19 protein-coding genes are annotated in these 16,009 nt (G+C 41.9%); 4 read left to right on the top strand and 15 right to left on the bottom strand.

Annotation, left to right across the window (positions count from 1 at the left end):
• Positions 1 to 7: 7 nt before the first annotated feature.
• A complete protein-coding gene (locus ACKVDP_RS06330) occupies positions 8 to 625 on the bottom strand; it encodes an NUDIX hydrolase (RefSeq protein ID WP_409227970.1) in 618 nt (205 codons plus the stop codon).
• A gap of 16 nt (positions 626 to 641) precedes the next feature.
• A complete protein-coding gene (locus tag ACKVDP_RS06325; protein ID WP_409227969.1) occupies positions 642 to 1,838 on the bottom strand; it encodes a patatin-like phospholipase family protein in 1,197 nt (398 codons plus the stop codon).
• Between the two features lie 127 nt (positions 1,839 to 1,965).
• On the opposite strand from ACKVDP_RS06325, the gene ACKVDP_RS06320 reads away from it, so the two are divergent.
• Positions 1,966 to 2,394 carry a deoxycytidylate deaminase gene (locus ACKVDP_RS06320; protein ID WP_409227968.1) on the top strand — a complete coding sequence of 143 codons (429 nt, stop codon included), beginning with the start codon at positions 1,966 to 1,968 and terminating at the stop codon, positions 2,392 to 2,394.
• Here the strand turns inward: ACKVDP_RS06320 and ACKVDP_RS06315 are convergent.
• Positions 2,391 to 2,993, bottom strand: coding sequence for a ribonuclease H1 domain-containing protein (locus ACKVDP_RS06315; RefSeq protein ID WP_409227967.1), 603 nt, complete (start codon positions 2,991 to 2,993; stop codon positions 2,391 to 2,393). The genes ACKVDP_RS06320 and ACKVDP_RS06315 overlap by 4 nt on opposite strands.
• A 417-nt stretch (positions 2,994 to 3,410) precedes the next feature.
• Between ACKVDP_RS06315 and ACKVDP_RS06310 the strand changes: the two genes are divergently transcribed.
• Complete coding sequence (locus ACKVDP_RS06310; RefSeq protein ID WP_409227966.1) at positions 3,411 to 4,766, top strand: alanine/glycine:cation symporter family protein; 1,356 nt, start codon at positions 3,411 to 3,413, stop codon at positions 4,764 to 4,766.
• A 46-nt stretch (positions 4,767 to 4,812) separates the two neighbouring features.
• On the opposite strand, the gene ACKVDP_RS06305 is transcribed toward ACKVDP_RS06310, so the two are convergent.
• Complete coding sequence (locus ACKVDP_RS06305) at positions 4,813 to 5,322, bottom strand: phosphatidylglycerophosphatase A family protein (protein ID WP_409227965.1); 510 nt, start codon at positions 5,320 to 5,322, stop codon at positions 4,813 to 4,815.
• Between the two features lie 138 nt (positions 5,323 to 5,460).
• Here ACKVDP_RS06305 and ACKVDP_RS06300 point away from each other — a divergent pair, with 138 nt between their 5' ends.
• Entirely contained in the window at positions 5,461 to 5,817 is a 357-nt protein-coding gene (locus ACKVDP_RS06300) for an FMN-binding protein (RefSeq protein WP_409227964.1), read from the top strand.
• Positions 5,818 to 5,900: 83 nt separating this feature from the next.
• Here ACKVDP_RS06300 and tatC read toward each other — a convergent pair whose 3' ends face one another.
• The 8 genes from tatC to ACKVDP_RS06260 all read right to left on the bottom strand — a co-directional run bounded on the left by tatC (position 5,901) and on the right by ACKVDP_RS06260 (position 11,343).
• Positions 5,901 to 6,635 (bottom strand): twin-arginine translocase subunit TatC, encoded by a 735-nt coding sequence (gene tatC, locus ACKVDP_RS06295; RefSeq protein WP_409227963.1) that lies wholly within the window; start codon positions 6,633 to 6,635, stop codon positions 5,901 to 5,903.
• Positions 6,616 to 6,801 carry a twin-arginine translocase TatA/TatE family subunit gene (gene tatA / locus ACKVDP_RS06290; RefSeq protein ID WP_409227962.1) on the bottom strand — a complete coding sequence of 62 codons (186 nt, stop codon included), beginning with the start codon at positions 6,799 to 6,801 and terminating at the stop codon, positions 6,616 to 6,618. The genes tatC and tatA overlap by 20 nt, the downstream gene beginning before the upstream one ends.
• Before the next feature lie 120 nt (positions 6,802 to 6,921).
• Positions 6,922 to 7,590, bottom strand: coding sequence for a sortase family protein (locus ACKVDP_RS06285; RefSeq protein ID WP_409227961.1), 669 nt, complete (start codon positions 7,588 to 7,590; stop codon positions 6,922 to 6,924).
• A gap of 30 nt (positions 7,591 to 7,620) precedes the next feature.
• Entirely contained in the window at positions 7,621 to 8,325 is a 705-nt protein-coding gene (cuyB, locus tag ACKVDP_RS06280) for a cysteate racemase (RefSeq protein ID WP_409227960.1), read from the bottom strand.
• A 1-nt stretch (position 8,326) separates the two neighbouring features.
• Complete coding sequence (gene ndk / locus ACKVDP_RS06275; protein ID WP_409227959.1) at positions 8,327 to 8,731, bottom strand: nucleoside-diphosphate kinase; 405 nt, start codon at positions 8,729 to 8,731, stop codon at positions 8,327 to 8,329.
• A gap of 25 nt (positions 8,732 to 8,756) precedes the next feature.
• Complete coding sequence (locus ACKVDP_RS06270) at positions 8,757 to 9,836, bottom strand: FAD:protein FMN transferase (RefSeq protein WP_409227958.1); 1,080 nt, start codon at positions 9,834 to 9,836, stop codon at positions 8,757 to 8,759.
• An 82-nt stretch (positions 9,837 to 9,918) separates the two neighbouring features.
• Positions 9,919 to 10,998 carry a hypothetical protein gene (locus ACKVDP_RS06265; RefSeq protein WP_409227957.1) on the bottom strand — a complete coding sequence of 360 codons (1,080 nt, stop codon included), beginning with the start codon at positions 10,996 to 10,998 and terminating at the stop codon, positions 9,919 to 9,921.
• A 147-nt stretch (positions 10,999 to 11,145) separates the two neighbouring features.
• Positions 11,146 to 11,343: a helix-turn-helix domain-containing protein gene (locus tag ACKVDP_RS06260; protein ID WP_409227956.1), complete on the bottom strand. Its 198-nt coding sequence runs from the start codon at positions 11,341 to 11,343 to the stop codon at positions 11,146 to 11,148.
• Positions 11,344 to 11,461: 118 nt separating this feature from the next.
• Here ACKVDP_RS06260 and ACKVDP_RS06255 point away from each other — a divergent pair, with 118 nt between their 5' ends.
• Positions 11,462 to 11,824: a helix-turn-helix domain-containing protein gene (locus tag ACKVDP_RS06255; protein WP_409227955.1), complete on the top strand. Its 363-nt coding sequence runs from the start codon at positions 11,462 to 11,464 to the stop codon at positions 11,822 to 11,824.
• A 147-nt stretch (positions 11,825 to 11,971) separates the two neighbouring features.
• Here ACKVDP_RS06255 and glmS read toward each other — a convergent pair whose 3' ends face one another.
• The 3 genes from glmS to ACKVDP_RS06240 all read right to left on the bottom strand — a co-directional run bounded on the left by glmS (position 11,972) and on the right by ACKVDP_RS06240 (position 16,006).
• Positions 11,972 to 13,801 carry a glutamine--fructose-6-phosphate transaminase (isomerizing) gene (glmS, locus tag ACKVDP_RS06250; protein ID WP_409227954.1) on the bottom strand — a complete coding sequence of 610 codons (1,830 nt, stop codon included), beginning with the start codon at positions 13,799 to 13,801 and terminating at the stop codon, positions 11,972 to 11,974.
• A 55-nt stretch (positions 13,802 to 13,856) separates the two neighbouring features.
• Positions 13,857 to 14,369, bottom strand: coding sequence for an adenine phosphoribosyltransferase (locus ACKVDP_RS06245; RefSeq protein ID WP_409227953.1), 513 nt, complete (start codon positions 14,367 to 14,369; stop codon positions 13,857 to 13,859).
• 80 nt (positions 14,370 to 14,449) lie between these two features.
• Positions 14,450 to 16,006: a Mur ligase family protein gene (locus ACKVDP_RS06240; protein WP_409227952.1), complete on the bottom strand. Its 1,557-nt coding sequence runs from the start codon at positions 16,004 to 16,006 to the stop codon at positions 14,450 to 14,452.
• Positions 16,007 to 16,009: the final 3 nt, after the last annotated feature.

The raw sequence follows: 16,009 nt of genomic DNA, 5'->3' as shown, positions 1-16,009 counted from the left end.
TTTGAATTTAAAGCTCACGTATTATGTCTGTCAAGTGCTTTGTAAGCCTGGCGGTCAATCCCCACACAATATAGTCCTCATACTGGTAAAAGAGCACCTGGTGTTTTCCCTCCCGAAAATTGTACTCCCTGCCTCTGGGTATCAGCTCATATGGAAAGTCCTCCGCGTCTTCCGTCTTTAGAGACAGTTCATAGGCAAGCGGTTCTGTTTCCAGAAGAAAATCAACCGGCAACGTAAAGATGTGATCCACCTCATCCGGGTTTATCTCCAGATTATCCAGGTCATCTACATGAAGAACCCCAAGAAAGCAGTGAATTGTAAAATTGGCATATGATACCAGAAAATCCAATTCCCCAAGTATCTCAATATCTGAAGGCGCAACGCCCAGCTCCTCAACCGTCTCCCTGATTGCCGTGGTCCTGAAGCTTTCCCCTTTTTCCACCTTGCCTCCAGGGAAAGAAACCTCTCCAGGCTGTGTCTTCATGTGCCTGGCCCTAAGCTCGTATATCACTTCCCACTTGCCGTCTACCTTTACCAGGGGTATCAAAACCGAGAACTTGCCAACTGCATCCAACGGCTTTGGTATTCTGTTTTTGAGTTTTTCCGTCAATTTTTCTATAATCAATTCAACATCCTCCAAATCAATCTGTAAGCATTATCCCAGCAGCTCTCAAAAGAATCTCTTCCCTGTTGAAGGGCACAAGCTTTCCAAATCTGTTTATCATCGTATCATGTACTGTAGCCTCAAGGCTTGGAAGCTTATGTCCATTTGATATGACGTAGTCCCTTAGGTCCAGGAACTGGTAGATTTCAAACCGATCCTTTCCAAGATAGGTCAGCGCCAGCTCCAGTATTGAGATGACAAACCACTGGTAATCATGGTCCTTTTCAATATCCAGCATGGACCATAGCCTGGGGATAATCTGTCCAAACAATAGACTCAGGCTGGGGCTTGCGTCAATGTTCAACAGCTCTCCCAGGGCTCTGATCTTGTGTTCTCCCATGTCTGCAAGATACTGGAAATAAAAGTCTTCATCTTTAGGAAAAATGTAATATCTTTTACCAACCAGGCCCTTTATTTCTCTTGATGCATCCAGATAGCCCATTTTCATGTTTTTTCTTATTCTCGCGCCATCAAGGTCAAAGGTTCTGCCCAAATCCTCACTAGGTGAAATTATCATTGGGTTAAGGCCACTTAATTCATCCAAATCTCCTGGCTCCATTTGATGTGTCCTAAGTATGATAAGATTTTCATAGCCTCTTTGGAGGAGCATATGATAAGGCAGGTTGTCTGAAAACCATCCATCCAAAAGGGTCTTGCCCCCAATTTTCTCCAGTTTGAAAAATGGCATGTAAGCTGATGCCAGTAGGTAGTCCTTCATTTCTCCCTCTGGTATATCCTCCTTGAAAAGTTCCATGGAGGTCCTGTCCGTAAGGTTGTAGGTTGATATTCCAAATTCAATTGACGAACTTCTAATGGCCTCTTCATTTACATGCTTTGCAATCATCTCCTTGAAGGGGGAAATATCAAAGCCCTTGTTCCATATAACTCCCCGCAACTTATCAGCAACCACCTTGACGGTGTGCCTGTCAGGCCTTGCATGCAGGAGTCTGTTTATCTCCTGGTCATTATCCCGGATAATATCCGAGTATCTAATGTCATTCCACAGATTTATGCAGGTCTCAAACTCACCCTGGACAATCATTGCCCCATTCAAGGCTCCGATGGATGTCCCTGCCACAGCTGATATCCCAAGACCATTTTCACTTATTGCCTTATAGGCACCTGCCTGATAGGATCCCTTTGCTCCACCACCTTCAAGCACAATACCATACATGGACCTCCACCTCCTTGAAGATAGAATAATTGAATTTCACATCTTATTATATACCCAGATATTTGGATGCTCCATCTAATCTCCTTGTGGTATAATAAATCTATCAAACCACACGAGGAGGAATCACATGTCCCGAAGAATGAGTTGGAACAAGTATTTTATGGAAATAACTGAGCTGGTTGCAAGCAGGTCCACCTGCGACAGAGCCTGGGTGGGCTGCGTCATAGTAAATGACAGCAACAGAATTGTATCCACAGGGTACAACGGTTCCGTTTCAGGCAATCCCCATTGCGACGATGTCGGTCATACAATGAGGGACGGACATTGCATTGCAACCATACACGCAGAAATGAATGCGCTTCTATACTGTGCAAAAGAAGGCATCCCTGTTAGCAACTGTGTTGCATATGTCACCCATTTCCCTTGCCTGAATTGTACAAAATCCCTTATACAGGCAGGCATCAAAAAAATTTATTACAAAAATGACTACCGAGTGGATGATTATGCTGTGGAGCTTCTGGAAAGAAACAATATCGGCTATGAAAAAATCACCTAGAGAATGGCATCCTTAGCAAGCTGATCAGCCTCATCATTAAGCTCATTGCCCGAGTGTGCCTTAACCTTGATGAATTTTACCTCCAACCTGTCCTTGATGGAGTCATAATATTTCTTATAGTCCCTTGTACCATCCCTATTGGTTTTCCAATTACCCTTTGCCCAATTTTCTATTCCAGTGTAATCGTAATGGAGGTAAAGGGTTTTCTTCTTTTGTGCAAGAGCCCAGTCCATTGCCACCATGGCTCCCTTTAGCTCGCCTGCAACATTCCTCATTGATGCAAGCTGAGGATTCTCTTCCCTCCCGCTAAACCCATGCTTCTGTCCATCTGATATTATTACGACTCCATAGCTGTAGGTTCCGGTATCCAAATTGTAGCTTCCATCCACATAGGCTACAGCAGCCTCCACATCGTCAATTTCTTCGATTATCCTCTCAGATCTCTCATTGTCACCTAAAAACCCTTCCGCTTCCGACTTGCTATTGAATTTCTTGTAAACTGCTCCTGGAAATCCATGCACCTGATTTTTACATTCCTCCCAGCTATTATAAATTCCTGGAACCAAACCCTTTTTAACTGCATAATAGAATTTTGCCATGATTCACCCCTTAATCCCTTATTCTAAACTGATTATAACATATTTAGGATTATGAAGCTCAAACCGTGAAACTTGATATTGAAGCATCGTTAATTCTTTATCATTTTATCAAGGTCTCCCTTCCAAATTCAACACTCAGATTGACAATTTCTCTATATGTTAACCTGCTTTCTAGTGTATAGTTGTTATATGTTTGCCATTTTGTAACATTTGTCCATAATACTTTGTTATAATTTTATCTATTAATTGTATATTTCAAATTTTCTTTAAATTGTATTGAATTTCCATATTCTTTCTGTTAAAATTAAAGTTGGTTGTTTTTAAACGCATGGGGAAAACGTTTAACCTGCAACCATAGGCAATCCACCAATTGCTGAGTCAAAGGAACATTGAAAAAATAATACTAGGAGGTAATTTATGGATTTTATTATGAATCTTAACAGTGCCGTCAATAGCTTTGTATGGGGACCACCTATGCTATTCCTATTGGTAGGTACAGGCGTTTACTTAACCATTGGAACTAATTTCTTTTCTATTCTTAAGCTTGGTTACGTACTAAAAAACACATTACTTAAAATCTTCTCCAAGGATCAGTCAGGAGAAGGAGAAATCACGCCATTCCAGGCAGTTGCAACTGCACTTGCAGCAACTGTTGGTACTGGTAACATAGCCGGTGTTGCAACAGCGATAGCCCTTGGTGGACCAGGTGCAGTATTCTGGATGTGGGTATCAGCAATATTCGGTATGACAACAAAATTCGGCGAAGTTGTTCTTTCAATCAACTTCAGGGAGAAGACTGAGGACGGACGTTTCGTAGGAGGACCTATGTACTACATAGCAAACGGTCTTAACATGAAGTGGCTTGCTACAATTTTTGCCATATTTGGAGCTCTTGCAGCTTTCGGTATCGGTAATATGGTTCAGTCAAATTCTGTTGCAGCTTCACTTCAGGAATCATTCAACATTTCCCCACTTGTAACAGGTCTTGTTCTTGCAGTTCTTACTGCTCTTGTAATCCTTGGTGGTATCAAGAGAATCGGTTCTGTAACCGAGAAGCTTGTGCCTGGTATGGCAACAATCTATATCCTTGGTGCAATTTTTATTATCATTATGAACGGATCACATATTCCTGAAGCATTTGGTTTGATATTCGGAAATGCATTCACGGGAACAGCTGCCGTAGGTGGATTTGCAGGTTCAACACTTGCAATGGCAGTTAGATTCGGAGTTGCACGTGGAGTATTCTCAAACGAGGCAGGACTTGGTAGTGCACCTATAGCCCATGCCGCTTCAACCACTGACCACCCTGTAAGACAGGGACTTTGGGGAGTATTCGAGGTATTTATGGATACAATTGTAATCTGTACCCTTACAGCTCTTGCAATTCTTGTTTCAGGTCTTTGGAACACTGGAGCCACCGGTGCCGCACTAACAACTCAGGCATTTGACGAAGCGATACTAGGTGGAGGATACATTGTATCAATAGGTATCATGCTATTCGCTTTCTCAACCATACTTGGATGGTCATACTATGGTGAGAGATGTGCTGAGTACCTGTTTGGAGAGAAGGCAATCGTCCCTTACAGAGTAATCTGGATTCCATTTGTAGTTATCGGAGCAATTGGAGGATTGGAGTTTATTTGGGATCTTGCAGATACAATGAACGGTCTTATGGCTATACCAAACCTTATAGGTGTTCTTATGCTTAGTGGAACTATCATAAAGCTTACAAAGGAATTCTTTGCAAGCGAAAAAGAAAAAGGTAATATGTAATCATAACTGAAGCGAGGCATTTGCCTCGCTTCTTTTTTCTTATATTCTATCTTGAATGTGCAATCCTGCTTGCAGAAGCCGCTGCAATTGCAGCCACGATGTCATCAAGAAAAGTGTGGCATGCCTCTCCTTTTTTTGTGTCCAGCTCCTTTATTATGCCAACCTTCTCCTTGTCCAGATAACCGAAATTAGTCAGACCGATTGTTCCATAAACATTTACGATGGATAATGGAAGAATTTCATCTATTCCATACAGACCTTCATCTGCAGCAACTATGCTTTGCAAAGGCTCCGGCAGGAGTTTCTTCTCAGTGAGCTCATCAATTGCTATTCCAGTTATTATGGCATGGATTATCTCCCTCTTGCTAAGTACCGCATCAATATTCTCCAGGCAAATATCAATTGTGAGATCATCGTAATAATCCTTTTGAAGATCCATTACGATCTCTGCAATCTGTTCGAGCTGCACCCCTCTCCTGTTAAGCATCTCGATTGTCATTACCTTCAGCTCATCCATATCATACTTGTGACTGTATTTGTCCTTTCCTTTTGCCATGTGTGTACCCTCCTTTGAATTTACATTTGATGTATACCCATCATTACTCTCTGAACTCACAAGGGGTTTATGAAAACTTGATTTTTTAATAACGAGAGTGTATAATCTATAGGTACATTTAAAGGAAAGGAGATGAAAATGATGAAGAAATTTTTGGTTATCCTTTTGACACTTGCCATGGCAATGAGCCTTGCAGCATGTGGAGGAGGAGAAGAGCCAGCAGCTGAAGGTGGCGAGCCTGTAGTTCTTACTGGTGTAGGAGAAGGCTTTGGTGGAGACATCACCGTTGAGGTTACCCTTGAGGGAGAAGACATCACCAACGTGGTAGTTCTTGAGCACAGTGAGTCAGCCGGAATTAGCGACCCAGCAATAGAAGAGGTTCCTGCGGCAATCGTTGCAGCTGATTCAACTGATGTAGATACAGTATCTGGAGCTACATATACCAGCGATGGTATCATTGAAGCAGTTAACGCCGCTCTTGAAAGCGCTGAGTAATTCAAATAATAGATCTTAAAAAAACCCTTGTCGGTCTATCCGATAAGGGTTTTTTATTGATGATGAATCTTCAGATGCTTTTCTTAATCCTGATCTTCTTTTTTTGCAAATAATCCAGATAGGAATATTCCCAGTTCCATCAGCACCAGCATGGGTAGTCCCAGCAGAAGCTGCGATATAATGTCAGGCGGCGTTATTATTGCAGCCAGAACAAATATGCCTAAAACCATATATTTTCTGTTCTTCTTAATAAAGCTTACCTTAACTATTCCAAATCTCGTTAACAGTATCATCAGTATCGGCAATTCGAAAATTGCCCCAAAAGCAACTACTGTACTAAGTACAAAGCTCATGTAGCTATTGAAGCTTATCATTGGTGAGATTATATCCATCTGGAATCCCATGAAAAACACCAATACTATTGGTATTACCATAAAATATGCAAACAATGCTCCTGCTATGAAAAACAGCCCTCCCATTGATATGGCTGCAGCAACAAGCTTTCTTTCCTTAGCGTTGAGTCCTGGACTTACAAACAGCCATACCTGAATTATCAGGAAGGGTGCTGCTATTATTAGCCCTCCGATCATTGCCAGTTTTACATTTGCCAAAAGAAGCTCCGCAGGGGAAATAAACACAAATTCAATGTCTCCAGCCAAATCCACCATGTCCCTGATTATCCTCTCGGCAAAGCTATAGCATATAAGAGCTGCCGCTATGAAGAACACCGCAGAATAAATCAACCTCTTGCGAAGCTCCTCAAGATGCTCAGTCAATGTAAGGTTTTTACCATCGTTTTCACTTGTCTTCCTTCTCATCAGCTTCTTCCTTCTCTTTAGAATCATTATCTGCTCCAGCCTTGAACTCCTTTAGGGCCTTTCCTAAAGATTTTCCTATTTCAGGTAGCTTTGATGGCCCAAATATAACCAAGGCAATTGCCAAAATCAAAATCAGCTCAGGCATTCCCAATCTTCCAAATCCCATAACTCAACCTCCCATATCGATATATTTTTATCAATCCTCATGGACTGATTCTACCACTTCTCGGCCCATATTACAACTTCATTTTGAATATTATCTATATGTTCCTTAGAAACGGGACCTTTAGTCCACCATTTTTTGTCTGTAGGGATAGGTGTCCACCAGCTCACCCAGCGCAAAAAACCTCTTGCCATTCTTAGATGTGTAGTAGCAGGTCATCAGCGAAATAATTGGCTTTCCCCTTTCCTCGGCCTGCTCATGGTCCAGCATATATAGTGCTGTCTCCGGCACAAGGACAGTCTCATATATTTCGTATTCGTATACATTTATCTTATCGGTAATCCTGACATTCATACCTGGCTCTGCATTAAGGAGATTTCCAAACAGCAAACTTGGATCCTTCATGTAATGGGAAGCAAGGGAATAATTTCCTTCACCCATTGTTAAGTCTGGTACCATTGTTCCAGCTCCAGCCATGAGATTTGCGTCTGAAACACCTTTCAGTATGGGCAGGTTAATACCTAAATCATCTATGGTCAGGATTCCTATAACATTTTCATCCTTGAATTGTCTAACACCAGCAACTGCATTTGTGGTTGAGACATCCTCTATTGCGGTAAAATCATACTCAGCTTCACGTTGGTTATTCTCACGAATCTGCTCCTCAGTGATTTCTTGGACCACTGTTGCTCCTTTTTCAACCTGTCTCTTTATAAGAAGCTCAGGTAAAAACTGATAAGCAATCAGAACTGCTCCCATAATTATCAATAAAGTCGATATCCATCTTCTCATAGCATTCACCTCTAGTTATAGATACCCACGTTAGGTATTAATATCACATCCTGATTGAATAACGGCTTCTCTTGCAAGGACCCGAAGGGCATCCACATAGCTTACTTCCTCAGGCAATCCATACATGTCGTAGGCAACCGAAAGCTCTGTACAGCCTAATATTATTACTTTTGAACCCTGATCCTTCAATTCCCCTATGGCCTTGTTAAAACCTTTAAGGTCATTGTCATACATGCCCTTCTTGATATTGTAGATCAAGTCCATAACCGCATCCTGCTGAGCACCTGTAGGTATTGCATATTCAATACCCTGCTTTTCCAGTTCACTGCTGTAGACACCGGATGAAATCGTTCCGCTGGTGGACAACAGTCCCACCTTCATACCCGGAAAATCTTTTTTTATTGTACTAACTGTCTCACTGATCATATTGATAAAAGGTATATCTGCAGCACTCTTGAGTTCATCATAGAAATAATGCGCTGTGTTGCAAGGCATTACCAAAAAATCCGCTCCTGCCTCCTTAAGCCTTTTTACAGATTTTGTCAACTCCTCCATCGGACTTTCTCCTCCCTGGAGAATGTAGCTTGTCCTGTCAGGAATTTTAGTGTTGCTGTCAATTATTGTGTGAGGGTGATCCTGGTCCAGATCCGCCTTTGTGTAAAGTACAATTTTTTCAAAAAGCTTCGCAGTTGCCAAGGGACCCATTCCACCTATTATACCAATGGTCTTTTTCATGCTACACCTCTCCGAACCAGAGTTTAAGCTCGCGTTTTGCAGCCTCTTCAGAATCGGATGCATGTATCAGATTCTCCGTTTTGGAATTGGCAAAATCGCCTCTTACTGTTCCAGGAGAGGCACATGCGGGGTCTGTTTCCCCAATCAACTTCCTCATTATGCTTATGGAATCCTTTCCTCCCACCTGGATTGCCACCACCTTGCCGCTGGTCATAAATTGGATCAGGTCTTTATAAAACCCCTTCTCACAATGTTCTTTATAGTGCTCTTCCAGCATCTCTATTTCGGGCATTAACATTTCCAGTCTATTAATTAATAAACCTTTTTTTTCAATCCTTGACAGTATTTCACCAATGAGCTTTCTTCTAACTCCATCTGGCTTGATCATAACAAAAGTCTTCTCCATGAATCCTCCCCCTGACATAATCTAGTTAATCTGTGGCGATTGCTCCACCTGATCTTGAAATCGCCTTGAAACCATCCGTCATTTCTATGGTCCCATCTGCAAATACCCAGATGGCTTCAAGACCATCCACTGACTCTACAAAATCCCTGCTTTCCCCATAAGGTAATAGAAATACTTCTGTTGAGTAAAAATCAGCAAGACCTGAGTCCTCAATCACTACATTTACCGCCCTGTAATATGATGCCGGCATCAATGTTCCAGGGTCTATTATATGATGAATCCTTTGGTCATCGACCACATAATACCTCTGATAGTCTCCAGAGCTAACAACTGAAATGTCATTCATAAAAACTGTATCAAGTATGTTAGAGCCATCACCAAAAATATTCTTGTCGGGATTCTGTATTCCTATACCCCATTTATCCTTGGCAGGATCCTTTGGCTTGCCGACAGCCCGAATATTTCCTCCTGCACTCATTATCCATGAGTCAAAGCCTGCCTCCAACAGTTCCTGAACAACGATTTCAGTTGCAAATCCCTTGGCTACAGCTCCCACATCGAGACTCATCTCAGGATCTTCCAGATAGACAGTCATATTTTCCTGGTCTACAATCACCTTGTTGATATCAGTGTGTTTATTGGCTTCTTCCAAAATCCCTATGGGTGGAATCTTTGCATTGTTTGGGTCGAATTCAGCATCATCTCTGTATTCTGACCAGATTGAAAGAACAGCACCAAAAGCTATGTTTGTCTTCTGGTTTGAATTATTGTACATTTCCTTGGAAAAGGTTATAAGGTCAATTATCTCCTTATCAACTTTCACTGGCTCAATTCCAGCATTATCATTTATTGTCTTGATGTTGTTTATACCCTCATAATTGTTGTACTTGTCATACAGCTTATGAAGTTCCAGCATCCTGTCGTGAATCTGGGTCATGTACCCCTTAAATTCGTCCTCTGTCTTCGTATACCCTATTACTTGTGTTACCGTATCGAATGAATCAAAGAAGGTGTCATTATACCTGTTGTATGCGACTCCCTCTGAGCATCCTGACAGAATATTTATCAGGATTCCTATCATCAATATATAACTTATTTTTTTCATCTAAATCACCCTCACTAATCATACCAAAAATGGAGTTGCCAGGCAAACAAAAAAGGCTCCCAAAACGGGAGCCTTGATTACATTATTTTGCTATTTCGTATGCCTCTTCAACAACGTAGATGTAATCCTCTACACCAACTGTTACTGATGAAACCAAATCTTCTTCAGTGGTGTTTCCATCTTCCATTGACATTCCTGCTATTTCATCTACAGTTTTGCCAACCATCCAGTCAGCCAATGCAGCTGCCTGCTCATACCACTCTTTACCGATTTCAGAAGCTCTGATCATACCATAGTCTTCCTTAAGCTCGTTCTTGGTTTCAAGCTCAGCTTCCTTGTCAGTTTCAACTTTGCCTTCAAGGTCATACTGAATCTTAACCTGAGCTGTATCAATTACAGCGCCAGTCACTTTACCTTCTGCATCAAATGCAGTTGCTGCCAATACATTGTCAACTTGAGCCATTGCTCCTGCATCTTCAGTTGCATCCTTTGACTTGGCGATTGAAATCTTAACTCCAAGGCCTACAGTTTCTCCGCCTTCAGTGTCAATAGCCTCTGCCCATGCCTGCTCCAGTGCTGCAAGGTAAGCATCCACTCCAACAGTTACTGATGATACAAGATCTTCTTCAGCTGGAACTCCGTCTTCCAGAGCCATTCCTGTAATTTCTTCTACAGTCTTGCCAACCATCCATGCTTCAAGTGCTTGTGCTTGCTCGAACCATTCTTTGCCAATTTCAGAAGCCCTAATCATTCCATAGTCTTCTCCAAGCTCTTTCTTGGTTTTGAACTCGCCTTCCCTGTCAGTTGAAACTGCCATATTCTCGTCGAATGCAACTCTTGTTTGAGCTACATCAAGCTCAGCGCTTACAACTCTACCTTCTGCGTCAAATCCAACAGCAATAACTGTTACATCTGATTGTGCCTGTGCTGTCTTGTCTGCTTCTGCATCAGTTGACTTGGCAATTGAAATTACATGGCCAAGACCCAACTTTGCAATCGCTCCTGCCTCTGCTGGTTCTTCAGCAGGCTCTTCTGCAGGTTCTTCCACTGCTGGTTCTTCCACTGCTGGCTCTTCAGCAGGCTCCTCAGCAGGCTGTGTACATCCTGCAAGTAGACTCATACTAAGTACAAGTACCAATAATAATGATAATAATTTTTTCATTCTTCACCCTCCATGATTTTTTATAGGTTCAAACAACATGCTAATTATACCACATGGAAGATTTGTAATCAATACATATCGTTAAATTTATATTTATCAATGCGTTATGGGATTATGTCATTTTACTTCACACACCAATCCCTAAAATCAGCTCTTTTCACTTAGGTCAAGCACCTCGTTGATCTTTGGAATATACTTGTCACCAGACCTTTCACCGTACAGGATCATACTGAGGTATACTTCAGACGTTCCTATTTTTTCTGCCAGTTTCTTCTGGGTAAGGTTCATCTGGACAAGTCGCTTCTTGACCTTGTAACCAAAAGGTGTCAGGTTTCTTTTTCTCATTGAGATCACATCCTTAATTTTTTGTAGCATTTATGTATTCAGATATGGTAGAATATATATATTGTGACGTTAATGCGATAATATATTCATACTTATTGGTCAACACGGAGGTGATAATATGTCCACCATCGGACAAAGATTAAGAACTGCAAGAAAGTCAAAAAAACTTTCACTGCTTGATGTACGGGATCTTACAGGTCTTTCTACCGGAAACCTCAGTGATCTTGAAAACGATAAGTTTTCTCCCTCAGCTAATACACTGATCCAGCTGCGGCAGGTATTGAATGTTTCAATAGATTGGATGCTTACAGGCAACCTTCCTAAGGATGTTCCTTCAGAGGAAGTCATCAGAGAGAAAACTCCAGCATACCTTAGCAATGACGAAAAAATGCTGCTGGATATGTACCATAGACTTGACAGTGATGATAGAAAAAACATTATTGGCTATATGAATCTCATTGCAGGAAAAGAAAGAGGTTGATTTTTTTGTTCAAATGATTAATTATTAACCACTGTTACTTCCTAAAATATGGATATTACTTATCTACCCAGAAATTGTAGTAAAATAACATCAATTAAGAAAACAAAGCCGCATTCCAAGGAATGCGGCTTTTAAACTACTATTTTATTATTCAACTGTCACTGATTTTGCAAGATTTCTCGGCTTGTCCACATCATTACCCCTTAACAGTGATGTGTGATAGGACAGTAGCTGAGGGAACAGGACGGCAAGTAAAGGCATAAATATATCAAATGTCTCCTCAAGATAAATCACCTTGTCACATACCTCTTCCAAATCGGTATTGCTGCTTCTTGTAACCCCTATTACGTAAGCTCCACGTGCCTTCACTTCCTTTATGTTTGAGACCATCTTGTCGTAAAGTCTGGATTGTGTCGCCAATGCGATGACAGGAGTACCTTCCTCTATTAGTGCAATTGTTCCATGCTTAAGCTCTCCTGCAGGAAATGCCTCGGTATGGATATATGAAATCTCCTTTAGCTTCAGGGCACCTTCCATGGCAGTGAAGTAATCAAGTCCTCTTCCAAGATAGAAAAGGGAGTTTTTGTCCTTAATGAGCTCTCCAACAACCTTGGCGGTCTCATTGCTTCCCTCAAGGGAATTCTCCACCTTTCCTGACAGGCTCTTTAGCTCTGTAAGAATTTCAGTGTAGCATTCCTCAAGAAGTGTACCCTTCAGTCTACCAAAGTAAAGAGCAAGCATATAGAAGGCAACCAGCTGAGTGGTGTAGGCTTTGGTTGATGCCACTGCAATTTCAGGTCCGGCCCAGGTGTAGAATATGTCATCAGATTCCCTTGCCACTGAGCTACCCACCACATTGGTGATGGAAAGAATTCTTGCTCCTCTTGATTTCGCATCCTTGAGTGCTGCCAGAGTATCTGCCGTCTCACCTGACTGGCTTACAATGACAACAAGTGTCTTCTCGTCTATGAAGTGTTCTCCATATCTAAATTCTGAAGCAATGTCAGCAATAACGTTAATATTCATAAATGTCTGGAATAGGTACTTTCCAACAAGTCCTGCGTGATATGCGGTTCCACAGCCCACTATATATATCTTGTCAATTTCCTTTAGGGTCTTTTCATCTATTGCTATGTTCTCCAGGTAGATCTCACCTTTTTCATCAAGTCTTCTTTCAAGGGTGTCCTTGATGGCTGAAGGTTGCTGATAGATTTCCTTGAGCATGAAATGGTCAAATCCCTCCTTGGTTGCAGACTCAACATCCCACTGGATTTCCTTGATTTCCCTCATTACAGACTTTCTTCCAGTTGTGTAAATTTCATAGCCCTCTTCAGTCAGCCTCACAATGTCCCTATTCTCAAGATAGATAACCTTGTTTGTGTACTTTAGTATCGCAGGGATGTCTGAAGCCACAAAATGCTGATCTGATCCTATTCCCAGTATCAATGGGCTTTCATTTCTTACGGCAATTATTTCGTGGGGATTGCTCTTTGCCACAACCCCAAGTGCATATGCACCCTGAAGCCTCTCCTCAGCCAAGAAAACCGCTTCCAAAAGGTCTCCGCTGTAATAGGAATCTATCAGATGAGCGACTACCTCGGTGTCAGTTTCTGAAACAAAGGTGTAGCCCTTATCACGAAGCTCCTCCTTCAATGCTCTGTAGTTTTCAATGATACCATTGTGAACAACAGCTATGGATCCGTCGCTGTTAGTATGGGGATGGGAGTTCACATCAGATGGTGCTCCATGGGTTGCCCATCTTGTATGACCAATTCCAACATTTCCCCTTATTGGATTTTCCATTAGGCTGTCAACCAGATTGCTCAGCCTTCCAACATGCTTCCTGGTCTTAAGGGACCCCTCTTCTATCAAAGCAACCCCTGCAGAGTCATAGCCCCTGTATTCTAATTTTTCAAGTCCATCAAGCATTACACTTTGGGCATCCTTTCTGCCAATATATCCAACTATTCCACACATATTATTCCTCCTTATGTTTATTCACACCTAAAAAAAGACGCCAGCAAGCCGACGTCTAGTACTTCACCAGTGAATTTATATAGTGGTCCTTCAGCTTGTCTCTTCCATTCAAGAATGTAAGTTCTATTACAAATTCCAGTGCAACCACCTTACCACCCAAAGACTCTATAAGAGCTGTGGCAGCTGATACAGTTCCCGCAGTTGCCAGCAGGTCGTCAACTATCGCAACCCTGTCTCCCTCTTCAATTGACTCAGTGTGCATCTCCAATGTATTTGTACCATACTCCAGTTCGTATTCATAGCTTGTTGTTTCTCCTGGAAGCTTTCCTGGCTTTCTTATTGGCACAAAGCCAACTCCAAGTCCGTAGGCCACCGCAGCGCCAAATAGAAATCCTCTAGCCTCCGGTCCAACTATATAGTCAACATTCTTGTCCTTAAGGTCCTCCACCATAAGTGAAACAGCTGAAGTGAATGCCTCAGCATCTCTTGTCAAGGTTGTAATATCCTTAAAGCTCACACCTTCAATTGGAAAATCTTCAATTTCTCTAATTTTAGACTTAAGATCCAAAATTTTTCCTCCTCTGCAATACAGATTTTTCAACTCACATACTTAGTTTACCATATATGCTGCCATTAAAAAACATTTTTTTACAGCAGAAAGCCTCCCTCGGACACTCTCCTTTTCAAGGGTTTGAAAAGCTCCTCCTCATCTATTTGTGGATTGACTTCATGGATATATCCAAGCGCAACTCCAGCGCCCCTATCCATTCCCTGGCAGCCTGCAAGTAATACTATATCATCTTTCCCTGATTTTTCAAGAACGAGCCTTATTGCCTCCTCCAAGGTATCATAGATTGTATACTCCAGGCCTGCTTCATCCAGAACCTCTCTAAAAACCTTCTCTTCTTCCTCCGTTACCTGATCCTTCCAGGTGACACTTCCAATGCTTCTTGTGGCAACTATATGGTCTATACCCAGCTTATCCTTCCAATTAACCAAGGCCTGAGCATTTTCCCTGTTAACCGTCACCCCTCTGTTTCCTCTTATTGCATAGGCTATATGCACCTCGTTCCTGTGCATATCCGCAATTGTACCAAGGGTACTGTTTATGTTCTTAATATTTGCGAAATGGTCATCGATTATAGTGAACTGGTTTTCATAGATGAATTCAAACCTTCTTTCAACACCACCAAAGTCCTTCAAAGCATTAATTACCGTGGTTGTCTCCACTCCATCAACCATAGCAATGGCAAATGCCATCATGGCATTTTCAACTGAATGATATCCAGGTATTTTAAGCTCCACACGGAAGCTTCCCTTCTTTATGGTCCTTTTGGAAAGGACTATGTCATCAGGTATAACAACGTCAAAGACTCCTCTACCCTTTACAAGCTCAAGATTTGAGCATGATATCATTCCGCCCTCTCCATATACGGATATTGTAACCACCTCAGCATTTGTCCTATCAATTAGGCTGCCAATCCTTTCGTTATCAAGATTAAGGACAGCAACAGCCTCAGGTTTTGCATCTCTTATGAGTGATGACTTCACCTCCCAGTACCTTTCATAGCTTCCGTGCTGGTCAATGTGCTCTCTGCTGAAATTATTGAAGGATACAATGTCATAATCAATATCATTTACCCTGTACAACTCAAGTGCGGACGAGGATACCTCCATAACTGCCCTGTCCACCTTTTCTTCCGCCATCTCAGAGAATATCCTCTGTAGGTCAAGACTCTCCGGGGTGGTAAGACTTGCAAGTTCTGTCCGCCTTCCAGTCTTTGCAATAACACTTCCAATAAGACCGGTCCTGAGACCTGCCATTTCAAATATATGGTCCAGAATAAAGGTGGTTGTTGTTTTGCCATTGGTTGCTGTAACACCTATAACCTTCATCTTCCTTGAAGGATTCCCATAGTAGAGGCACCCAAGTCTTGATAAAGCCCTTCGGCTGTTATCCACCCTGATTTGGCACCCCTTCTCAAAGGCTTCATTGAATTCTTCAACAACAACTGCCACGGCACCCTCCTCCAGGGCCTGTCCAATGTACTTATGACCATCTGTTACATAGCCCTTTATTGCAACGTATACAAATCCAGACTTAACCCTTGCCGAATGATAGGCTATCCCTTGGATCTCCAGCTCTTTATCGAGATTTCTGGCTTCAATGAAATCAAGTGATTTCAATAATTCTTTAAGCTTCATAGT

It is taken from the genome of Gudongella ferriphila (assembly GCF_046224405.1).
Lineage (GTDB): Bacteria > Bacillota > Clostridia > Tissierellales > Tissierellaceae > Gudongella.
This window is presented reverse-complemented; position numbering and strand designations above follow the sequence as displayed.